At 63.1% G+C, this 19,474-nt stretch carries 21 protein-coding genes, 1 tRNA gene and 1 CRISPR repeat array (1 of these 23 running past the window's edge); of the genes, 16 read left to right on the top strand and 6 right to left on the bottom strand.

The annotated features are described in order from the left end of the window. Positions 1-555, top strand: coding sequence for a TadE/TadG family type IV pilus assembly protein (locus ACFMPD_RS02035; protein WP_380991261.1), 555 nt, complete (start codon positions 1-3; stop codon positions 553-555). Here the strand turns inward: ACFMPD_RS02035 and ACFMPD_RS02030 are convergent. Beyond that, positions 531-1,022 (bottom strand): hypothetical protein, encoded by a 492-nt coding sequence (locus tag ACFMPD_RS02030; RefSeq protein WP_380991258.1) that lies wholly within the window; start codon positions 1,020-1,022, stop codon positions 531-533. The genes ACFMPD_RS02035 and ACFMPD_RS02030 overlap by 25 nt on opposite strands. A 58-nt stretch (positions 1,023-1,080) precedes the next feature. After that, positions 1,081-2,037, bottom strand: a complete 957-nt coding sequence (locus ACFMPD_RS02025; RefSeq protein ID WP_380991255.1) for an NAD(P)-dependent oxidoreductase — start codon at positions 2,035-2,037, stop codon at positions 1,081-1,083. A 324-nt stretch (positions 2,038-2,361) separates the two neighbouring features. Here ACFMPD_RS02025 and ACFMPD_RS02020 point away from each other — a divergent pair, with 324 nt between their 5' ends. From ACFMPD_RS02020 to ACFMPD_RS02010, 3 genes are all read left to right on the top strand, one after another. After that, entirely contained in the window at positions 2,362-3,063 is a 702-nt protein-coding gene (locus ACFMPD_RS02020; protein WP_380991252.1) for a Hint domain-containing protein, read from the top strand. Between the two features lie 274 nt (positions 3,064-3,337). After that, positions 3,338-4,249 (top strand): pirin family protein, encoded by a 912-nt coding sequence (locus tag ACFMPD_RS02015; protein WP_380991249.1) that lies wholly within the window; start codon positions 3,338-3,340, stop codon positions 4,247-4,249. A gap of 38 nt (positions 4,250-4,287) precedes the next feature. Continuing rightward, on the top strand, positions 4,288-4,605 hold the full coding sequence (locus ACFMPD_RS02010) for an antibiotic biosynthesis monooxygenase family protein (RefSeq protein ID WP_380991246.1): 318 nt from the start codon (positions 4,288-4,290) through the stop codon (positions 4,603-4,605). Here the strand turns inward: ACFMPD_RS02010 and ACFMPD_RS02005 are convergent. Next, positions 4,602-5,189: a TetR/AcrR family transcriptional regulator gene (locus tag ACFMPD_RS02005; protein ID WP_380991243.1), complete on the bottom strand. Its 588-nt coding sequence runs from the start codon at positions 5,187-5,189 to the stop codon at positions 4,602-4,604. The two genes, ACFMPD_RS02010 and ACFMPD_RS02005, sit on opposite strands and share 4 nt — an antisense overlap. Before the next feature lie 106 nt (positions 5,190-5,295). On the opposite strand from ACFMPD_RS02005, the gene ACFMPD_RS02000 reads away from it, so the two are divergent. The 5 genes from ACFMPD_RS02000 (at position 5,296) to ACFMPD_RS01980 (ending at position 10,025) form a co-directional block, all read left to right on the top strand. Beyond that, complete coding sequence (locus ACFMPD_RS02000; protein WP_380991240.1) at positions 5,296-5,613, top strand: hypothetical protein; 318 nt, start codon at positions 5,296-5,298, stop codon at positions 5,611-5,613. An 88-nt stretch (positions 5,614-5,701) separates the two neighbouring features. Continuing rightward, positions 5,702-6,988, top strand: coding sequence for a homoserine dehydrogenase (locus ACFMPD_RS01995; protein ID WP_380991238.1), 1,287 nt, complete (start codon positions 5,702-5,704; stop codon positions 6,986-6,988). A 73-nt stretch (positions 6,989-7,061) separates the two neighbouring features. Continuing rightward, complete coding sequence (gene glpX / locus ACFMPD_RS01990; RefSeq protein ID WP_380991234.1) at positions 7,062-8,024, top strand: class II fructose-bisphosphatase; 963 nt, start codon at positions 7,062-7,064, stop codon at positions 8,022-8,024. 85 nt (positions 8,025-8,109) lie between these two features. After that, a complete protein-coding gene (gene recJ / locus ACFMPD_RS01985; RefSeq protein ID WP_380991231.1) occupies positions 8,110-9,861 on the top strand; it encodes a single-stranded-DNA-specific exonuclease RecJ in 1,752 nt (583 codons plus the stop codon). An 89-nt stretch (positions 9,862-9,950) separates the two neighbouring features. Further along, positions 9,951-10,025: transfer RNA gene (locus ACFMPD_RS01980), tRNA-Glu, on the top strand. Positions 10,026-10,173: 148 nt separating this feature from the next. Here ACFMPD_RS01980 and ACFMPD_RS01975 read toward each other — a convergent pair. Continuing rightward, positions 10,174-10,563 carry a hypothetical protein gene (locus ACFMPD_RS01975; protein ID WP_380991229.1) on the bottom strand — a complete coding sequence of 130 codons (390 nt, stop codon included), beginning with the start codon at positions 10,561-10,563 and terminating at the stop codon, positions 10,174-10,176. A 309-nt stretch (positions 10,564-10,872) separates the two neighbouring features. Between ACFMPD_RS01975 and ACFMPD_RS01970 the strand changes: the two genes are divergently transcribed. After that, positions 10,873-11,076 (top strand): hypothetical protein, encoded by a 204-nt coding sequence (locus tag ACFMPD_RS01970; RefSeq protein ID WP_380991226.1) that lies wholly within the window; start codon positions 10,873-10,875, stop codon positions 11,074-11,076. Positions 11,077-11,442: 366 nt separating this feature from the next. Here ACFMPD_RS01970 and ACFMPD_RS01965 read toward each other — a convergent pair whose 3' ends face one another. Together ACFMPD_RS01965 and ACFMPD_RS01960 are read right to left on the bottom strand one after the other, a co-directional pair. After that, positions 11,443-11,817, bottom strand: a complete 375-nt coding sequence (locus tag ACFMPD_RS01965; protein WP_380991223.1) for a hypothetical protein — start codon at positions 11,815-11,817, stop codon at positions 11,443-11,445. After that, a complete protein-coding gene (locus tag ACFMPD_RS01960; RefSeq protein WP_380991220.1) occupies positions 11,817-11,948 on the bottom strand; it encodes a hypothetical protein in 132 nt (43 codons plus the stop codon). Before ACFMPD_RS01960 ends, ACFMPD_RS01965 begins: the two co-directional genes overlap by 1 nt. Before the next feature lie 219 nt (positions 11,949-12,167). Here ACFMPD_RS01960 and ACFMPD_RS01955 point away from each other — a divergent pair, with 219 nt between their 5' ends. The 6 genes from ACFMPD_RS01955 to ACFMPD_RS01930 all read left to right on the top strand — a co-directional run bounded on the left by ACFMPD_RS01955 (position 12,168) and on the right by ACFMPD_RS01930 (position 17,042). After that, positions 12,168-12,593, top strand: coding sequence for a hypothetical protein (locus tag ACFMPD_RS01955; protein WP_380991217.1), 426 nt, complete (start codon positions 12,168-12,170; stop codon positions 12,591-12,593). A 307-nt stretch (positions 12,594-12,900) separates the two neighbouring features. Continuing rightward, the gene (locus ACFMPD_RS01950; RefSeq protein WP_380991214.1) at positions 12,901-14,361 is read left to right on the top strand and encodes a TolC family protein; all 1,461 of its coding nucleotides are present in this window, start codon (positions 12,901-12,903) and stop codon (positions 14,359-14,361) included. 13 nt (positions 14,362-14,374) lie between these two features. After that, the gene (locus tag ACFMPD_RS01945) at positions 14,375-15,733 is read left to right on the top strand and encodes a multicopper oxidase family protein (RefSeq protein ID WP_380991212.1); all 1,359 of its coding nucleotides are present in this window, start codon (positions 14,375-14,377) and stop codon (positions 15,731-15,733) included. A 54-nt stretch (positions 15,734-15,787) separates the two neighbouring features. Then, a complete protein-coding gene (locus ACFMPD_RS01940) occupies positions 15,788-16,273 on the top strand; it encodes a cupredoxin domain-containing protein (protein ID WP_380991209.1) in 486 nt (161 codons plus the stop codon). A gap of 14 nt (positions 16,274-16,287) precedes the next feature. Then, complete coding sequence (locus tag ACFMPD_RS01935) at positions 16,288-16,569, top strand: copper-binding protein (RefSeq protein ID WP_380991206.1); 282 nt, start codon at positions 16,288-16,290, stop codon at positions 16,567-16,569. Between the two features lie 68 nt (positions 16,570-16,637). Continuing rightward, the gene (locus ACFMPD_RS01930; protein ID WP_380991203.1) at positions 16,638-17,042 is read left to right on the top strand and encodes a c-type cytochrome; all 405 of its coding nucleotides are present in this window, start codon (positions 16,638-16,640) and stop codon (positions 17,040-17,042) included. Between the two features lie 36 nt (positions 17,043-17,078). After that, positions 17,079-19,474: direct repeats of the CRISPR family, unit length 29 nt; unit sequence CGGTTCATCCCCGCGTGGGCGGGGAACGG; it runs 132 nt beyond the window's last position.

Raw genomic sequence — 19,474 nt, 5'->3', positions numbered from 1 at the left:
ATGCTGAAACTCCGTCTTTTCCCCCGCGCCAAGGCCTTTTGCGACGACACCGACGGCAGCGTCACCGTCGAGTTCATTCTGGCCATGCCCTTCATCTTCTGGGCCTTTATGGCGACATTCGTCTATTTCGACGGCTACCAGCAAAGTGCGTCAAACCTGAAAGCCGCCTATACGATCAGCGACCTGATTTCGCGCGAAACCACCGATATCAACGACGAATATATCGACAGCATGGTCAATCTGTTCGAACTGATGACGCGCACGCCCTCGGATAGCAGCATGCGCATCACCGTGATCCGCTGGGACGGGCCGGACGACCGGTACTACGTCAACTGGTCGGCCAATCGCGGTTTTCCGGCGGATCTGACCAACGCCAATGTCTCGGATCTGGCCAGCAAGCTGCCCGCGATGCCCGACAATGAAATCGTCATTCTGGTCGAAACCAACAATGTTTTTCACCCGCTTTTCGACATCGGCATGGGCGACCGGGATCTGGACAATTTCGTCTTTACCCGCCCGCGCTTTGTCGATCAGATCAAGTGGTCTGACGCCTGACCACGCGCGGCGATGTCCTGATCCAGCAGCGCGGCCATCGCCTTGGCCTGATGACTCGGGGTGACGCCGCCGATCCCGATCCGCGTCCCAATACGCCACCACATGCCCGGGCGCCAGGCCCGGGAACCCGGCGTTTTGGTCCGCAGTAGAAACCCGTTTGTCGGCTTGAAGGCGAAGGAGCCGCGATTCAGAGCCACAATATTGTCGATCTTTACGATGCAGACGCCGCTGCTGTCGCGCAGTTCGGTCCCGGTCAACTCGATTCGATGGCCAGTGGCACGGCGCAACCGCTCGGCCAGCCATAACGCCGCCACCCCAAGCCCGGCCATGACTGCCTGTACCAAAGGATCGCCGGGCAGCGCCAGCACACCATAGATCAACAACCCCGCGATGGCGGCCAGCGTCACCACCCCGACCCAGCGGCGCAGCGCGCTGGCCTCGATGACGGCCCTGATTTCGGTTTCCATGCTCTGTCCCTCTGTCCGGTCGCGACCGGTTTACCCGGAACCGGCGGGCGCGAACAGGTCAATCCGCCGTCGGGCGGTCCAGCCGGATCTCGGTGCCGGGCGCCTCCGGCTCGTCATCGACCATTTCGGCCGGAAATCCGGGCGCACGAATCTCCAGTCCGGTGGCGTCCTCGAGCCGCCGGATGATGTTGGGCGACAATTCGCGCGGTCCATAGCGGGCAATCCCGTCGGCAAAGATCTCGATCAGCCGGGGGTTCAGTTCCAGCGGCACGCCGGCGCGCTCGGCGATCTGCTGGAACAGACCGATATCCTTGGCCACCAGATCCATGGTGAACGAGATATCGCGGCTGCCGTTCAGGATCACCTGGCTTTCGGTCTCGTGCACGAAACTGGTGCCTGAACTGATCCGGATCGCCTCGTACGCCACGTTCAGATCCATCCCGGCGGCCTTGGACACCACCAGTGCCTCGGCGCAACTGACCAGATTGGCGGTCGCCAGATAGTTCGTGACCACCTTGAGAATGCTGGCGCTGCCCAGATCGCCGGTATGCAGCACCCGGCGGCCCATCACCGTCAGCAGCGGCAGGATCCGTTCGAATGTCGGACGGTCGCAGCCGGCAAAGATGCTTATATTACCGGTATCGGCGCGATGACAGCCGCCGGAAACCGGGCAATCCACCGCCGCCCCGCCGCGCGCCATGACCTCGGCTCCCAAGCGCCGTATCTCGGCCTCATCCGTCGTCGACATTTCCATCCAGATCTTGCCGGGGCCGATTTCGGCCAACATCTCGACCATCACCGCGGCGCTGGCGGCGGGGCTGGGCAGACAGGTGATCACCGCATCGCAATCGCGCATCATGGCCGCCGGTCCGGGCGCGGCACGCGCCCCGGCGGCGACCGCCCGTTCCACGAGATCGCCATTCAGGTCGTGCACCTGCAGCGCGACGCCGTTTCGCAACAGGCTGCCCGACAGCTTGCCACCGACATTGCCCAAACCGATGAAACCAACGCGCATTCCCTGCCCTCCGCGGCTGTGACTGGCTTCAGACTGGCGAGTCGGTTTGCGACAGTCGCCTCTGTTTGCGACACCTCATACCGCGACGCGGTACTCGTTGATCTACGCCCGCTGCTGTCCAACGGGTCAGTGTCGCGCTGGGGGCAACAATGGCGCCTCGGGTCGGTTCACCGTTTCCGTAACGCATTCAATGATTAACCTAAACGCATTGATTTTGTAGCGTTTTTCCCGAAAATACTTATATTGATTTACATGGAATTGAAGAAACATAGACAGGCGTCAGCCAGCGACCAACGCGACCCGCAGCAGGGAGCCCGCCCCGGCGTGCGCCCTGTTCGCCCGGTGGGGTCGATACAGCCGATGGCGCGCCCGAAACCGCAGGACCTCGCCCCGCGCCCCGACCGCCAAAAGCGGCCGGGCACCCCCTCGGGCACGGGTGAAAACGAAGCAAGGGACATCGCGCTTCTGGCCTCGGTTTTGAAAAAGGCCGGGTGGCCCGCCGGATCGGATCCGGCGGCGCCCTCGGCGATACGATCGGCATTGGAATCGAGCGCGGCCGAGGCCCCTGGCCCGAACCGGCCGAAATCGGCCGAACTGGTATGGAGCCTGCCCGGGTTCGACCGCCGCTGCCGGGTCTCGACCAGCTTTGGCGAACTGCCAATCCAGGCTCTACGTGTGCGCGACCGGGTCAAGACCCTGTCCGGCGCCTATAAGGAAGTCGTCAAAATCGATGAAATCCGTCTGGATGCCGATTTCATGGCGCGTCATACCGAGGCCCACCCGTTGCACCTGCGGGCAGGCGCGTTGGGCAAGGGCACGCCGCAGCGCAATATCCTGGTGTCCCCGGCCCAGATCATCTGTACCACCGGGCTGGTCGGCGCTCAAAAGACCGGCCCCGCATCCGGTTTCGAGGGCCATCCCAGCATTCACCGGTCGCAACAGACCGAGATGACCTATTACCGGTTCCATTGCGCCGAGCCGGAAACCGTCTGCATCGAAGGGGCCTGGTTTTGCATCACATCCTGATCCGACTCTGCCGCGCACTGTTTCGCGCCTGTCAGGACACCCCCGCGGCCCAGCTGCCGCTGTGGGGCCTGACCCCCGCGCCCGTCCCGGTGCCGGTCACCGCCCGCCCGCCTCGGCGCGGACGCGGGCCAACGGGACGGCGACGCTGACATCTGCCTGCTGAACCCGGCCAATGCGCATCGGCGCACAGGCCCGGTGAATAGGCGCGGATTGTATCCGCGCCCGCCCGGCCTAGCTGTGTTGTGAACCGCAACCGCACAGATGAGGTCCGCCCATGTCCATCAGACCGACGCTTGAAACCCGCCTGGCACGCCCGACGATCGAGGGCGCGGGGGTGAAACTGCACCGCGCCTTTGGCTTTCGGGATCCCACGGAACTGGACCCGTTCCTGTTGTTCGACGATTTCCGAAACGATCGCCCAGAGGATTTCATCAAGGGGTTTCCCTGGCATCCTCATCGCGGAATAGAGACCATTACATATGTCCTGGCCGGTCAGGTCGATCACGGCGACTCGCTGGGCAATACCGGCAGGCTGGGCGCCGGGGACGTGCAATGGATGACCGCTGGCTCGGGCATCATGCATCAGGAGATGCCGCAGGCCAACGCCGCCGGTCAGATGCACGGCTTTCAGCTGTGGGGCAACCTGCCCGCCGCGCAGAAGATGACCGCGCCGCGCTATCAGGACGTTGCCGCCGCCGAAATACCCGAGGTGATCGACGACGACGGCACCCGTGTCCGGATCATTGTCGGCTCCTTCTGGGGCAGGACCGGCCCGGTCGACGGTATCGCCGCCGATCCGCAATATCTTGACATCAGCGTGCCACCTGGCCTGCGCAGGAGCTTTCGCATCGACACCTATCGCCGCGCCTTTGCCTATGTCTTCGAGGGTGCTGCGACCTTTGCCGATGCCGCGGCCCCGGCCGGGGTGTTGCTGGAAAAGGAAGTCGCCGGGCAAGAGGTCAATATGCGCGACCTGTCGGGCAACCGCACCCTGATCCGGTTCGGAACCGGCGACGAGGTGACCGTTCAGGCCGGCGAGGAAGGCGTGAGGTTTCTGCTGATCTCGGGCGCGCCGATCAACGAACCGGTGGCCTGGCACGGCCCGATCGTGATGAACACCCAAGAGGAATTGCGCCAGGCGATGCGCGATCTGCGAAATGGCAGCTTTATCCGGCCAGCGCGGTAGATTGCACGGATCTGTGCTATGATTGCCCCCTGCGAGAAATGGGGGGCAAAATGATTGTACGGATTTTTCAGGTGAGCATATTCGAGGAAAAGGTCGACGCGTTCCGCAGGTTTTTCATCGAAACCGCGATTCCGCTGGTCAAAAGCCAGCCCGGGTTGGTCTCATTGACAGCCGGACTGCCGCGGCCGGACAGTCCGACCGAGTTCAGCATGGTCATGGTCTGGGAAAATGTCGATGCCATCCGCGCCTTTTCCGGCGAGGATTGGCAGCAGCCGCATATTGATCCGGCCGAGGCCGAACTGGTCCGCGACCGGCGGCTGAGCCACTATGAACTGGCACCCGCGCTGGTGCCCTAGGCGGCGACCGACTTGCGCACCATGTCCCAGTAGATCGTCTCGACCTGCGGCACCGACAGACGCCCGCCGCTGCGATACCAGGTCGTGACACCGGTCAGCATCGCGATGACCGCAAGGGTGGCGATCTTGGTGTCCGGAACCGCGAACAGCCCTGCCGCCACCCCACGCCGCAGGATCTCTTCCAGCTGATCCTCGTAGGTTCGGCGCAGGGTCTCGATGGCAATGAAATTCTCTTCGTCCAGATTGCGCAGTTCCATATAAGAGACAAAAACCGCGTCCAGACGCTGCAGGTGAAACGCGATGTGGAACCGGGTGAAATCCTCGAGCTGCCCCATTGGATCGCCAGGCGCTTCCCGCTCGGCCCGGGCGGCCAGCAGATCCTCCATATGGCCCTTCATCAGACCGAACAGCAGGCTTTGCTTGTCCGGCGTGTAATTGTACAGCGCGCCCGCCTGCACCCCGACCTTGCCGGCGATCTGGCGCATCGAGACCGCAGCATATCCGTGCTGGGCGAAAAGCTGCAACGCCGCGTCGCGGATGCGGGGGCCGGTGATGTCAGAATGGGAACCTGTCGTGCGCGCCATGCCCCAAGGCTATCTGAACATTCGTTCAGAAAAAACCCTTGCTTGCGACTTTTCCCGCGACAGTGCATCACGATTGCGAACCTTTCGTCAGAAAACCGGTGCCAAGATGACCGCTTTGCCACCTTTCCGCCCGCTTCTCCCCGCCGCCTTTGCCCTGCTGGCCGGTCCCATGCTGGCGGCCTGTACCGATATCCCGGAACTGGACGCAACCGTCCCCGCGCATCTGAAACAGGCGGATTACCCCGCATTGGTACCGCTGGACGGGTTGTTGACGCCGCTGCCGCCGCCGCAGCAACAGGCCGACGCCTTGCGCGCCGAACTGGAGACGCGGCGCGACGGGCTGCAACAGCGCGCCCGGCAGATGAACGCGCCGGTCGTCGATGACGCGACCGCAGCGCGCATGCGCAGCGGAGTTGCTCGATAGAGCCCAGCAAAGGACGCCACCTGATACGTTGCACCCTTTCGCCGAACCCGCTAAGGCACAGCCAAACACAAGATCAAGGGACAGCCTCATGACGACACCATTGCGCCTGGGAGTGGCCGGTTTGGGGACCGTGGGATTGGGAGTCGTCGGCATCGTCCGGCGTCAGGCCCAGCTGTTGCGCGCGCGCACCGGACGCGACATCCGGATCACCGCCGTTTCGGCGCGCGACCCAAGCAAGGACCGTGGCGTCGATCTGTCGCCCTATGCCTGGGAAAACGACCCGGTGGCGCTGGCCCGGCGCGATGATGTCGACATTTTTCTGGAATTGATGGGCGGCGAGGATGGTGCCGCAAAAGCCGCCACCGAAGCGGCGCTGGATGGCGGCAAGGACGTGGTCACCGCCAACAAGGCGATGCTGGCCATTCACGGCCAGGCGCTGGCGGAACGCGCCGAGGCCGCTGGCCGCCAGATTCGTTATGAAGCCGCCGTCGCCGGCGGCATTCCGGTAATCAAGGTCCTGACCGAGGGCCTGGCCGCCAACGAAATCACCCGGGTCATGGGGGTGATGAACGGCACCTGCAACTATATCCTGACACGGATGGAACATGCCGGTCTGCCCTATGAAACCGTGTTCAAAGAGGCCGACGATCTGGGCTATCTCGAAGCCGATCCGACGCTGGATGTGGGCGGCATCGATGCCGGGCACAAGCTGGCGCTGCTCAGTTCCATCGCCTTTGGCACGAAACCGGATTTTGACGGTATCGAGATCGAAGGCATCGAGCGCATCGCCATCGAGGATATCCGTCAGGCCGCCGACATGGGATACCGGATCAAGCTGCTGGGGGTCGCGCAACGTACCGGCCGCGGGCTGGAACAGCGGATGCAGCCCTGTCTGGTACCCGACAGTTCGCCCCTGGGGCAGCTCGAAGGCGGCACCAACATGGTGGTGATTGAGGGTGACGCGGTGGAACAGATCGTGCTGCGCGGCCCCGGTGCCGGACAGGGTCCGACCGCCAGCGCGGTGATGGGCGATGTCTGCGACTTGGCGCGGGGTCTGCGTCTGCCAACGTTTGGCCAGCCGGCGCAAACCCTGCAGGAAGCCCCGGCAGCGCGCACCGGCCTGCCGGCGCCCTTCTATCTGCGGATGGCCCTGCTGGACAAACCCGGCGCGCTTGCCAAGGTCGCCACGATCCTCGGCAATTCCGGCGTCTCGATCGACCGGATGCGCCAGTACGGCCATTCCGAGCCCGCCGCGCCGGTGCTGTTTGTCACCCACAAGACCACCCGCACGGCACTGGACGAGGCGCTGGAAGCGATCGAAAAAACCGATGTGGTGGTGGCGCCGCCCGTTGCCCTGCGCATCGAAAGCGTCTGAACCGTTCCAGCCACACATACCGACCCCGACCCCGACCCCGACCCCGACCCCGACCCGAACAGGAGCTTTTTTCATGACCGGCACAAACGAATTTCATGACCGCATGCTGTCGCTGGGTCTGGCCCGCGTGGCGGAACAGGCCGCCCTGGCCTCGGCCTCGCTGATCGGGCGGGGCGATGAAAAGGCTGCCGACCAGGCCGCCGTGAACGCCATGCGCGAACAGTTGAACCTGCTGGACATCGCCGGCGTCGTTGTCATCGGCGAAGGCGAGCGCGACGAAGCCCCGATGCTGTATATCGGCGAAGAAGTCGGCACCGGCAGCGGCCCCGGCGTCGATATCGCACTGGATCCGCTGGAAGGCACGACGCTGACGGCAAAGGACATGCCCAACGCGCTGACCGTGATCGCGATGGGGCCGCGCGGCTCGATGCTGCACGCACCTGATGTCTATATGGAAAAACTGGCCATCGGGCCGGGCTATTCCGAAGGGCTGGTGTCCCTGGACATGCCGCCGGCCACCCGGGTCTCGGCGCTGGCCAAGGAAAAGGGCTGTGAACCGTCAGACATCACCGTCTGTATTCTGGAACGTCCCCGCCACGAAGAGATGATCGCCGAAGTACGCGGCACCGGCGCCTCGATCCGTCTGATCACCGATGGCGACGTGGCCGGCGTCATGCATTGCGCCGAGGCCGACAAGACCGGCATCGACATGTATATGGGCTCGGGCGGTGCGCCCGAGGGGGTTCTGGCCGCGGCGGCGCTGAAATGCATGGGCGGACAGATCTATGGCCGCCTGCTGTTCCGCAACGATGATGAAAAGGCCCGCGCGGCAAAGGCCGGGATCACCGATCTGAACAAGATCTACGCCCGCGACGAGATGGTGCAGCAGGACGTGATCTTTGCCGCCACCGGCGTCACTGGCGGCACATTGCTGGCCGGGATCAAGCGCGAACCCGGCTGGGTCACCACCCAGACCCTGCTGATGCGCTCCAAGACCGGATCGGTGCGGCGCATGGAGTATCGCAGCCCGGTCTGATCGACCGCTTGCCCTGCCAGCCCTTGCGCAGGACAAGCGACGGACCGGGTCAGGCGTGATCCGGCGGTTTGCGACAGGAGCGGATATGGGTTTTCTCGGAGTGCAGCATTCGCTGACCGGTCGCCGCTGGATCGGTCCGGATATCGAGACCGAACGCGCCTCGGAAGCCCTGGTGCAAGCGACCGGCCTGCCCCGCGCCCTGTGCCAGGTTCTGGCCCGGCGCGGCGTGCCGGCGGCCGAGGCGCGGGCGTTTCTGACACCGCAACTGCGCGACCTCCTGCCCGACCCGCGCGGCCTTCGGGACATGCAGATTGCCGCGGCGCGTTTTCTGACCGCCGTTCAGCGCCGCCAGCGCATCGCGGTCTTTGCCGATTACGACGTGGATGGCGGCAGTTCGGCGGCCCTGCTGATCGTCTGGCTGCGCGACATGGGGCTGACCGCGACGCTCTATGTCCCGGATCGCATCGACGAGGGCTATGGCCCCAACGTGCCGGCGATGCAGCAATTGGCGACCGACCACGACCTGATCGTCTGCGTCGATTGCGGAACCCTGTCCCACGAGCCGATCGCCGCCGCCGCCGGCGCCGACGTGATCGTGCTGGACCATCACCTGGGCGCCGAGACCCTGCCCCCCGCCCTGGCCGTGGTGAACCCCAACCGGCAGGACGAAAGCGGCGAGCTGGGCTATCTCTGTGCCGCCGGCGTGGTCTTTTTGATGTTGGTCGAGGTGCGCCGCCAGATGCGCGAGGCCGGCGCTGGCCCCGGCCCCGACCTGATGGCGCTGCTGGATCTGGTGGCGCTGGCCACCGTGGCCGATGTGGCCCCCCTGATCGGCGCCAACCGGGCGCTGGTGCGTCAGGGGCTCAAGGTGCTGGGCCATCGCCAGCGCCCCGGTCTGGTGGCGCTGGCGGATGTCGCGCGCATGGATTCGGCACCCAGCACCTATCACCTGGGGTTTCTGCTGGGGCCGCGGGTCAATGCCGGCGGACGGATCGGCCAGTCGGACCTGGGCGCGCGGTTGCTGTCAACCGGATCGGGTGCCGAGGCGCAGGCCCTGGCCGAACGTCTGGACATCCTCAACACCGAACGCCGCGAGATCGAGAACGCGGTGCGCGCCGCGGCTCTGGAACAGGCCGAACAGCGCGGATTGGAAGCGCCGCTGGTCTGGGCCGCCGGTCAGGGCTGGCATCCCGGGGTCGTCGGCATCGTCGCCGCCCGCCTCAAGGAAGCCACCAACCGGCCCGCCATCGTGATCGGTCTGGACGGCGATCTTGGCAAGGGGTCCGGGCGCTCGGTCGCGGGCGTCGATCTGGGCGCGGCGATCCATCGGCTGGCGGGCGAAGGCCTGCTGATCAAGGGCGGCGGCCACAGGATGGCCGCTGGCCTGACCGTGGAGCGCGCCCAGCTGGAACCGGCCATGCAGCGCCTGTCCGAGCTGTTGGCCCGGCAGGGGGCCGGTCAGGGCGGGCCGGCCGATCTGAAACTGGACGGTGCTCTTATGCCGGGCGCGGCCAGTATCGATCTGATCGAACAGATCGATCAGGCCGGTCCTTACGGGGCCGGGGCGCCCGCGCCACGCTATGCCCTGCCTGACCTGCAGATTCGCCATGCCCGCCGGGTTGGCGAGTCGCACCTGAAACTTTCGCTGTCGGACGGTCTCAGCGGCAGTCTGGACGCCATCGCCTTTGGCGCCTTTGACACCGAGCTGGGTCCTCGGCTCAGCGCCCATGGCGGCGCCCGTTTTCACATGGCCGGCCGTCTGGAGGTCAACAGCTGGGGCGGAAGGCAGAACGTACAGCTGCGCCTGGACGACGCCGCCCCCGCCAACCAGGGCTGACGTCGCACCAGCGTCGAATTCTTGCCCGAACTGCGTTTTTTCGCTTGCGCCACAGGGTTCGATTGCCTAATGAACCGCACACCGACAGTGGCCCGTTCGTCTATCGGTTAGGACGCCAGGTTTTCAACCTGGAAAGAGGGGTTCGATTCCCCTACGGGCTGCCACTTTTCCTTGAAAAATATTGATTTTGCAGCGGAAATTCAGAAAGCTGGATTTCTATACATTCTCTAATGCAAGCGCACAGGCTGCCCGAAAGCCCCGTAGACGCTCACGAAGACGTGACCGCATGTCGCACCTTGCAAGCCCCTTCGCCTACGTCAGCTTCCACTGATCCGGCCCGACGTAGCCGCGTGACGCCTTGGCGAAGTCTTGGACGGCGGTTCGGTCGTTGATGTAGGTGCTATGGAATTCGTTGAACGTGTTGCCCTCGCGCGGGCGTTCCATCACGTAGAAGTCGCAGTATTGATCGCACAGCCGACACGAATACGACCACCAGTTGTCGAACGTGTCGAAGTAGTCTTTCGCCCCAACGACAAGTTCGTGAAGCCCGGTGATGTGGTGGCCCGCACCTTCGGGCAGAAACTTCGTCATGCGAGGGGCATTGATTTCACAGATAGTCGCAAGCCCGAAGAACGTGTTCCAGTGACGACGAATGGAAAGCGTGTAGGCGTAGCCGTTCCAGATTAGCGGTTTGAGTGCCATGCGCAGTTCCTTCGTGTGCCTGCCCGGTGTATACTACGCCACAACTGCTTGCGTCGCTTCGGCCTAATGCGACTATATACGCGGATATTCTTCTTTGCAGCTAGGAGTTCGTTCCATGACCCAAGACACGAACGATGGCCGACCGGGGTATTACTACGTTGTCACGCAGCCCGGCAAAGATTGGGAAGTTTGGATGTGGACGGGGCATAAGTGGTATGAGCCGGGCGAAGCTGACGCACGAGACATGCCGTATTGGTGCCACAGAGTTCCCCAAGCCCCCCATCCCGACGACACGTAGGAGTTTTCAGCATGGGCTACGTTTCCACGACCACCGACTATGTTGACCTAGACGGCGACTACGGCACCGTTGAAGGCGTCGAAGTGACTTGCAGCAAGTGCGGCCATTCCGAAGAAAGCTTCGGCACCGACGACCCGTCCTTGAAACGCTGTGCCTACCTACTGCGGGAAAACTGCCCGCGCGGCGAAAGCAACTACGACGACGTGAGTGCATAAAAATGCCCCGGCTGCGTCGGTGCACGCGAACCGGGGCTAGTTGCCCTTGGCACCAGGGATTGGTTGTCAGGGGTGTTCGCACAGGGACGCGACGGTTGACCGCTGATCGGCGGGAAGTGCCCACAGGGGCACCGCCAAGACGGCCACGGCGGCAAGGTCCAAGTCGCCTAGCCCTTCCCCGGCCAGAACGTCCATGAAGCTTTGCGCAGGCGACGACAGGGCGACCGTCAGCACGTCGGGCAGGTCTACCCCTAGCCGGTGCCCGAATAGGTGCGCCACGCGGTCTGCGGGCGACGGCAGGCCGTCCTCGGGCCTTCGATCTGGTCGGCGGCGGCCTGAACGGATCACGCCGCCACCGGGGTGTTTTCAGTTGGCTTCCCAAGCCCGATAGCGTTTGACTGCGTCCCGCAGAAGACCGGCGGTGACTTCAAGGGCGGCGCCACGCTCGGTCATGCGCCATTGGCCTCCATGTGGATCATGACGCGGTCTTGCGGCCAAGGCCTCCCCGCCTTTACAGCGTTCGATCTCTGTCTTTCTTTCCACCGCCGGCAGCAGGGCGCGGACGGAGACACGGTGCCTCTCATCTGGCGCGGCGGGGTCGAGCATGTCGTGATAGCTGCACATGCCCGGTAAAAAGCGCGGGGCGCCGGGGCGTGTCTGGAACCCGAGCAGCGCCAGCCAGCGTCCGGCGCGCAATGTCAGCGCCCTGGCTTCCGCCGGGGGATCAACGATTGCATCCATCACGTCACCCCCAGCATTGGATTTACGCGGGCGCGATCCAGAGCCGCCAGGGCCCGGACACCGCGCGCGATTGCCTCGGCGCAGAGGCGGGCGTTGTCCGCCCGCGGATCGTCCGGATGGCTCTCAGCCAACCTGGACTCTTCCACGCTGCCAGGCCAGCCCGCATGATCGAGGTGCAACAGACGGCGAATCACCGACGAGGTGTCGGATGGTCCAGCGTCTCGCCGCGACCTGCGCCGGAAAACCATCACCAAAGCCGTTGTCGATAGACAGAACCGCAATATGAGGGATCGAACGGCAGCACCATTGGCGGCAGTTTCAAGATCGCACGGACGTTGCCGACCTAAAAGATGAAGGCGCTTGACCGATGGTGCTTGGATGGGCACAAAGCGGCTGTGTGCAAACCTGTGACCATAACTCGACTTTTGCAGATCGCCTTGATGGTGGTCAGCCTTTGCGCGCTGACGCTTTCTACTTCTTCTTCGGCGCATGCCTCAATGAAACATCATAGCGGCACGTTTGCCTCTGAGGCTGCGGATGAACAAGCGATGATGCAACATGCGACGGCCAAGTCGGCTGATTGTACGTCATCGGCACAGGACGGTTCTCTCACTGATGATGGCTTGAACTGCTGTTCGGCCATGTGTTCGACGGCATTTCTGGTTGAAGCTATTGCCGCCGCGACATCTGATCAACAAGACTCCCATTTCGGACTGCCGTTGCAGGCGTTGACCTCGCGCGAAACGCATGGACTTTTGCGGCCCCCAAGTATCTGAGACATAGGGCCGCCCGGCCCTGATGCTGAACCAGGTCGGCGCTTGTGCGTTGACTATTCCTCTATAGTTCTCAGGTGAATACCATGAAAATTCCAGGTTTGCTCGGGGCTTCGGCCCTGGCGCTTGCTGCGTGCTCGTCCGAGCCTACGCCGCTGCCGGACAGTGCGGCACAACTGGCAACCACGTTGCCATCCTCTTCTTCGTCCGCTGTCGGCTATCAGAACCCGTTTGCCGGCTATCAGGGCTATGTCCCGTCTGGCCCCGCCCCGTGGCGGGCTGCGAATGACAAGCAGTCGGAGGCAAATTGATGGCGAGCATCAAATGGCCGGCGCTGTTGATCACGCCGCTGGTGCTGGCGGCCTGCGCGCCGCAAGTTCCGATGAAATACACCGATGCCAAGGCCGGGTTTCTGGCCGTCTCCACCCAAACGAATGGCGCGATTGGCAAGCGAACGGCTTTCGCACAGACACGGGCCGAGAACGACGCGCTGATCAAAGAGGTGCGCGGCATGGTGCAAGGCAAGACCATCTCGGCGGACACCGCCGTGCAGGCGGCCCTGTTGAACAACAAGGGGTTGCAGGCGTCCTACGCGAATGTCGGCTTGTCGGCAGCCGAGGTCTGGCAGCAGTCCACGCCGCAGAACCCGGTCGTTTCGCTTGGGCTTTTCGGCGTCGGTGCGCCCGAGTTGGGGCTGTACAGGTCCCTTGAGACGATGATCGCGTTCAATCTGCTGGATGTCAAAACGCGTAAACAGCGGATCGCGGTCGCTGACGCCCAGTTCCAACAGGCGCAGTTGAACGCTGTCAATGACACCCTGTCGCTGGCAAACCAGACCCGGCGGGCGTGGATCGATGCCGTGGCGGCATTCGAAACCCTGAGCTATTTACGCAAGGCTGGTGAAGCTGCAGGAGCCGGGGCGGAACTGGCCGAGCAACTGGGCAAGACCGGGGCGCTGAACAAGGCGGGGCAGGCACGCGAGTTTGCGTTCAATGCTGAACTTGCGGGACAGGTCGCGAGGGCGCGGTTGGATGCGACATTGGCAAAAGAGGAACTGACCCGCCTGATGGGGCTGTGGGGCACCGACGTTGACTTTTTTGTCCCTGACGCGCTGCCGAGCCTGCCGAAATCTCTGGGGCGCGTGTCTTCGATCGAAGCAGCGGCACTGTCCAACAGGGTTGATCTGAAAGTCGTCAAAGCCGGATTGGAGGCGCAGGCGCGTGCGTTTGGGTTGACCGATCAGACCCGGCTTGTGACGGATCTGGAGTTGATCGCAGGGTTTGAATCCGAGCGTGAACGCGAGGACGGCAACACCGACACCAGCACCCGGCCACAGATCGAACTGGAATTTGCAATTCCGATTTTCGACACCGGTCAGGCCCGGATGCGCAAGGCTGAGTTGGCTTATATGCAGGCCGCGAACTCACTGGCGGAAAAGGCGGTGAATGTACGCTCCGAGGCCCGAAGCGCTGAGGTGTCCTATCATTCGTCCTACAAGATTGCCCGCCATTACCGCGACGTGGTCGTGCCTTTGCGTACCACAATCGAGGAAGAGGGACTGCTCAGTTACAACGGCATGATCACCAACACTTTCGAGTTGCTGACGGATGTCCGCGAAAAGCTGGCCAGTTCGCTGCAAGCCGCAAATGCCAAGCGCGATTTCTGGATAGCGCAGGCCAATCTGACGGCGGCGATCTACGGCGGCGGGTCCGGTGCTGCAGGCGATGGCGGTGGCATGACAATCGCGTCCGGCGGCGGTGCAGGACATTGAAGGGGCTGATAAAATGATGAACAGACGTCAACTGCTGGGTGCCGGAGCTGCAGGAGCGGCACTGGTCTCTTCAAAAGCCTGGGGGCAGACCAGCAACATGGGGCTGCCCGAGGCGGCGTTCATGGACAGTGCGGCGACCCAGTCGCCGACCCGCCCGACAACGGGGCCGGACTACAATCCGGTGGTCACGCTGAACGGCTGGACCCTGCCGCATCGGATGAACAACGGGATCAAGGAATTCCACCTGGTTGCCGAACCCGTCGAACGAGAACTGGCCGATGGGATGATTGCGCATCTCTGGGGCTATAACGGGCAATCGACCGGACCCACCATCGAAGCGGTGGAAGGCGACAGGGTCCGCATTTTCGTGACCAACAAGCTGCCGGAACACACTACGGTCCATTGGCACGGGATGATCCTGCCCTCGGGAATGGACGGGGTCGGCGGGCTGTCCCATCCGGGAATCCCGCCCGGCAAGACCTATGTCTACGAGTTCGACCTGATCAAATCCGGCACCTTCATGTATCACCCCCATGCCGACGAGATGGTGCAGATGGCGATGGGGATGATGGGTATGTTCGTCGTCCACCCAAAGGACCCGGCCTTCATGCCGGTGGATCGTGATTTCCTGATCATGCTCAACGCCTTTGACATTGATCCAGGCACATTTGTGCCACGCATCATGACGATGACGGATTTCAACCTGTGGACGTGGAACAGCCGGATCTTTCCGGACATCGACCCGCTGGTGGTCAATCAGGGCGACAGGGTAAGGGTGCGGGTCGGCAATCTGACGATGACCAACCACCCGATCCACATGCATGGATATGACTTCAAGGTGACCTGCACCGATGGCGGTTGGGTACCGCCCGAGGCGCAATGGCCCGAAGTGTCCATCGACATCCCCGTGGGTGCAATGCGGGCATATGAATTTGTTGCGGACCATCTCGGCGACTGGGCAATCCACTGCCACAAGTCCCATCACACGATGAATGCGATGGGCCATGACGTGCCGACCTTCATTGGTGTCGACAAGCGCAAACTGACCAGGCAGATCCGCGAATTGCAACCCGAATACATGCCGATGGGCACCGCCGGGATGGCCGACATGGGCATGATGGAGATGCCGCTGCCCGACAACACGGTGCCGATGATGACCGGCTGGGGACCATACGGCCCGATCGAAATGGGCGGCATGTTCTCGGTCGTGAAGGTCCGTGAGGGAATCGGCGCCGACGATTACTCGGATCCTGGATGGTACGAAAACCCGCCAGGAACGCAGGCCTATGAATGGACCGGGGAGTTGCCCGATTTCGCGCAAGTTCACGATGCCAAAACCCGGATCACGCCCAAAACCACCTCAAGGGGCTGACCGGGCCCCTTGTACCATCAACCCAAACGAAACCACTGAAAACAGGACCAAATCATGAAAAAACCACTTCTCACGACCGTCATCGCGTTGGCGCTCGCCGCGCCCGCCTTCGCCGGCGGAACCCATGGCGGCGGACATGGAGATGAAACGGAAATCGGCCGCCCCGGCGACGATCACCACGCAACCCGCACGGTTGAAATCTCGATGCTGGAAACCGACGACGGTGAAATGCTGTTCGAACCGCGAACGCTGGATTTTGAAACGGGCGAAACCGTCAAGCTGATCATCACCAACAACGGCGAACTCGAGCATGAATTCGTGATGGATACCTATGAAGAGAACGAAGAACACAAAGCGATGATGGCCAAGTTCGACATGGAACATGACGATCCCAATTCCGCCCGTCTGGAACCGGGTCAAACCGCCGAAATCGTCTGGACCTTTTCCAATGAGGGGCGGTTCCAGTTCGCTTGCCTGATCCCGGGACACTACGAATCCGGTATGCACGGCGCGCTCGATGTTGGCAAACAAGGCTCCTGAGGATCGGATCGGACATGAAACTTCTGAAAATCAGCACCGCAACCGCGGCAATCCTGGCGGCCATGCTGTCAGTGGCGATGGCTGGAACCTTCACCAAGGGCACGGTGAAGAAGGTCGATGAAAAGGCTGGCAAGGTCACAATCATTCACGAGGAACTCGTTGATCTCGAAATGCCCGCGATGACCATGGTGTTCCGCGTCGACGAGGAAATGATCTCAAAGATGTCCGAAGGTCAGAACATCGAGTTCGTCGCAGACCGGGTGAACGGCAAACTGACCGTCATTGAATTGAAATAACCTTTGATACCCGCGCGGGCCTTGATGGTCTCTCGGCCCGCGCGAAAAAATCTGAAACGGAACCGAACATGAAGAAATACATTGCCGCGTTTGCCGCCATTGCAGTCGTCGCAGCGGTTGCGATCTGGATGCGCCCTCCGCCATCCCACCCTGTTCCCGCCAGAGCGGAGATCAATATTCCGCCTCTGAATGAGGCAGAAACATTGGGCAAAATTGCGTTTGACGCAAAATGTGCGGCTTGCCACGGAGAAGACGGTTTGGGGAAAGACGGCGCAGGGCCACCATTTATTCACAAGCTCTACGAACCCAGCCATCATGCGGATTATGCATTTCAGATGGCTGTGGCGAATGGCGTGCAGAGCCACCACTGGCCGTTCGGAAACATGCCACCTGTCGCGGGGCTGACACAGGGCGATGTCAAGGGCATCGTCAGCTATGTCAGGGCATTGCAGCGCGCCAATGGCATCCAATAGCAAGAGCGACCGGGGCCTTGAGACAAAGAGTTTAGCTGTTTGACCCCCGCGTGGGCGGGGAACGGGGGTTTTGACCAGCAAGGTTCATGGTGACCGACGGTTCATCCCCGCGTGGGCGGGGAACGGCCGGCGCATTCACGATCCCAGGTCCGATTTGTCGGTTCATCCCCGCGTGGGCGGGGAACGGGATGAGGATATTGTGAGCCTTGCGCCGCAATCCGGTTCATCCCCGCGTGGGCGGGGAACGGAGGATGCTGCTGAACAAAAATGCAGAATAAACCGGTTCATCCCCGCGTGGGCGGGGAACGGCTCATCTCCAGTCCGTTCGAATTGATCCAGAGCGGTTCATCCCCGCGTGGGCGGGGAACGGCCGTAAAAGCGACGGGCGACCGACTGGCCGCCCGGTTCATCCCCGCGTGGGCGGGGAACGGCGCCAACGGCACCGCATGCGCCAAATGCGCCTCGGTTCATCCCCGCGTGGGCGGGGAACGGCTCATCTCCAGTCCGTTCGACTTGATCCAGAGCGGTTCCTCCCCGCGTGGGCGGGGAACGGCTCATCTCCAGTCCGTTCGACTTGATCCAGAGCGGTTCCTCCCCGCGTGGGCGGGGAACGGCTCATCTCCAGTCCGTTCGACTTGATCCAGAGCGGTTCCTCCCCGCGTGGGCGGGGAACGGCTCATCTCCAGTCCGTTCGACTTGATCCAGAGCGGTTCCTCCCCGCGTGGGCGGGGAACGGCCGCCCTGTGCAGTCGATGCTGTCAAGGGGAACGGTTCATCCCCGCGTGGGCGGGGAACGGGTCTGGCAATTCAGCGCATAGCTGTGACCGGCCGGTTCATCCCCGCGTGGGCGGGGAACGGGCATCGACTGGTCAATCCCCTGCCCGTCCATCGGTTCATCCCCGCGTGGGCGGGGAACGGAGGCACGGCGCAGGTGAGACCTAGCCCAACCTCGGTTCATCCCCGCGTGGGCGGGGAACGGTTGGTCGGACGTGTCTTTGATTTTCTGCTGCCCGGTTCATCCCCGCGTGAGCGGGGAACGGTTGGTCGGACGTGTCTTTGATTTTCTGCTGCCCGGTTCATCCCCGCGTGAGCGGGGAACGGTTGGTCGGACGTGTCTTTGATTTTCTGCTGCCCGGTTCATCCCCGCGTGAGCGGGGAACGGTTGGTCGGAAGTGTCTGTGATTTTCTGATGCTCGGTTCATCCCCGCGGGGGCGGGGAACGGGCATCGACGGGTCGATCCCCTGCCCGTCCATCGGTTCAGCCCCGCGTGGGCGGGGAACGGTTGGTCGGAAGTGTCTTTGATTTTCTGATGCCCGGTTCATCCCCGCGTGGGCGGGGAACGGCTGCTCGCCCGCACGGACAAAAAGGGCGGGCACGGTTCATCCCCGCGTGGGCGGGGAACGGTTGGTCGGAAGTGTCTTTGACTTTCTGATGCCCGGTTCACCCCCGCGTGGGCGGGGAACGGTTGGTCGGAAGTGTCTTTGACTTTCTGATGCCCGGTTCACCCCCGCGTGGGCGGGGAACGGTTGGTCGGAAGTGTCTTTGACTTTCTGATGCCCGGTTCACCCCCGCGTGGGCGGGGAACGGTTGGTCGGAAGTGTCTTTGACTTTCTGATGCCCGGTTCACCCCCGCGTGGGCGGGGAACGGTTCCACGGCATGTCTCGCAACCGGCACGTGACCGGTTCATCCCCGCGTGGGCGGGGAACGGGGACGCATGGATCGCCCAGCAACCCGTGCCGCCGGTTCATCCCCGCGTGGGCGGGGAACGGCACGGGTTTGTTTATACGCGGCATGTTCATGCCGGTTCATCCCCGCGTGGGCGGGGAACGGCGCTCCGAACTCAAGGCATATGCCCTCGCATCCGGTTCATCCCCGCGTGGGCGGGGAACGGAACAGCCCCTGCTGCATCAGTTGCCCTGCCAACGGTTCATCCCCGCGTGGGCGGGGAACGGGACATTCAGGAAGGCGACGGGCGGCTGGCGGGCGGTTCATCCCCGCGTGGGCGGGGAACGGTCGCATCCGGCTGCATGAAGCTATTGCGGATCCGGTTCATCCCCGCGTGGGCGGGGAACGGTCGCGCGCGGGTTTCGGCGTTTCCCCGCAGCGCGGTTCATCCCCGCGTGGGCGGGGAACGGCGCACGCCAATCGTTGTTTCTTTCGATGTCATCGGTTCATCCCCGCGTGGGCGGGGAACGGCTGAAGTGCGTGAGTGGAACGCGTACTTCACGCGGTTCATCCCCGCGTGGGCGGGGAACGGGGTACTGATCAATCCGCCAATCACGGTGCTGGCGGTTCATCCCCGCGTGGGCGGGGAACGGCTTCGGCAATGTAAAAACACCGCGCCGAACCACGGTTCATCCCCGCGTGGGCGGGGAACGGCGATCCGCTGGCCACCCGGCAGCGCGCCCAAACGGTTCATCCCCGCGTGGG

Origin of the sequence: Sedimentitalea sediminis, from assembly GCF_042687825.1 — a bacterium.
Lineage (GTDB): Bacteria > Pseudomonadota > Alphaproteobacteria > Rhodobacterales > Rhodobacteraceae > Sedimentitalea.
Note: the sequence above shows the minus strand (reverse complement) of the source record. Positions and strands in the feature narration are given on the sequence as shown.

What these genes read in the sequence shown, in the direction of transcription:
- recJ (WP_380991231.1), top strand. Translation starts at nt 8,110, where the DNA reads ATGGGTTTTCTCGGAGTGCAGCATTCGCTGACCGGTCGCCGCTGGATC.
- ACFMPD_RS01955 (WP_380991217.1), top strand. Translation starts at nt 12,168, where the DNA reads ATGAAGGCGCTTGACCGATGGTGCTTGGATGGGCACAAAGCGGCTGTG.
- ACFMPD_RS01995 (WP_380991238.1), top strand. Translation starts at nt 5,702, where the DNA reads ATGACGACACCATTGCGCCTGGGAGTGGCCGGTTTGGGGACCGTGGGA.
- ACFMPD_RS01965 (WP_380991223.1), bottom strand. Translation starts at nt 11,817, where the DNA reads ATGGATGCAATCGTTGATCCCCCGGCGGAAGCCAGGGCGCTGACATTG.
- ACFMPD_RS02035 (WP_380991261.1), top strand. Translation starts at nt 1, where the DNA reads ATGCTGAAACTCCGTCTTTTCCCCCGCGCCAAGGCCTTTTGCGACGAC.
- ACFMPD_RS01935 (WP_380991206.1), top strand. Translation starts at nt 16,288, where the DNA reads ATGAAACTTCTGAAAATCAGCACCGCAACCGCGGCAATCCTGGCGGCC.
- ACFMPD_RS01930 (WP_380991203.1), top strand. Translation starts at nt 16,638, where the DNA reads ATGAAGAAATACATTGCCGCGTTTGCCGCCATTGCAGTCGTCGCAGCG.
- ACFMPD_RS01970 (WP_380991226.1), top strand. Translation starts at nt 10,873, where the DNA reads ATGGGCTACGTTTCCACGACCACCGACTATGTTGACCTAGACGGCGAC.
- ACFMPD_RS02030 (WP_380991258.1), bottom strand. Translation starts at nt 1,022, where the DNA reads ATGGAAACCGAAATCAGGGCCGTCATCGAGGCCAGCGCGCTGCGCCGC.
- ACFMPD_RS02010 (WP_380991246.1), top strand. Translation starts at nt 4,288, where the DNA reads ATGGGGGGCAAAATGATTGTACGGATTTTTCAGGTGAGCATATTCGAG.
- ACFMPD_RS01940 (WP_380991209.1), top strand. Translation starts at nt 15,788, where the DNA reads ATGAAAAAACCACTTCTCACGACCGTCATCGCGTTGGCGCTCGCCGCG.
- ACFMPD_RS02015 (WP_380991249.1), top strand. Translation starts at nt 3,338, where the DNA reads ATGTCCATCAGACCGACGCTTGAAACCCGCCTGGCACGCCCGACGATC.
- ACFMPD_RS02025 (WP_380991255.1), bottom strand. Translation starts at nt 2,037, where the DNA reads ATGCGCGTTGGTTTCATCGGTTTGGGCAATGTCGGTGGCAAGCTGTCG.
- ACFMPD_RS01975 (WP_380991229.1), bottom strand. Translation starts at nt 10,563, where the DNA reads ATGGCACTCAAACCGCTAATCTGGAACGGCTACGCCTACACGCTTTCC.
- ACFMPD_RS01945 (WP_380991212.1), top strand. Translation starts at nt 14,375, where the DNA reads ATGATGAACAGACGTCAACTGCTGGGTGCCGGAGCTGCAGGAGCGGCA.
- ACFMPD_RS02000 (WP_380991240.1), top strand. Translation starts at nt 5,296, where the DNA reads ATGACCGCTTTGCCACCTTTCCGCCCGCTTCTCCCCGCCGCCTTTGCC.
- glpX (WP_380991234.1), top strand. Translation starts at nt 7,062, where the DNA reads ATGACCGGCACAAACGAATTTCATGACCGCATGCTGTCGCTGGGTCTG.
- ACFMPD_RS01950 (WP_380991214.1), top strand. Translation starts at nt 12,901, where the DNA reads ATGGCGAGCATCAAATGGCCGGCGCTGTTGATCACGCCGCTGGTGCTG.
- ACFMPD_RS02005 (WP_380991243.1), bottom strand. Translation starts at nt 5,189, where the DNA reads ATGGCGCGCACGACAGGTTCCCATTCTGACATCACCGGCCCCCGCATC.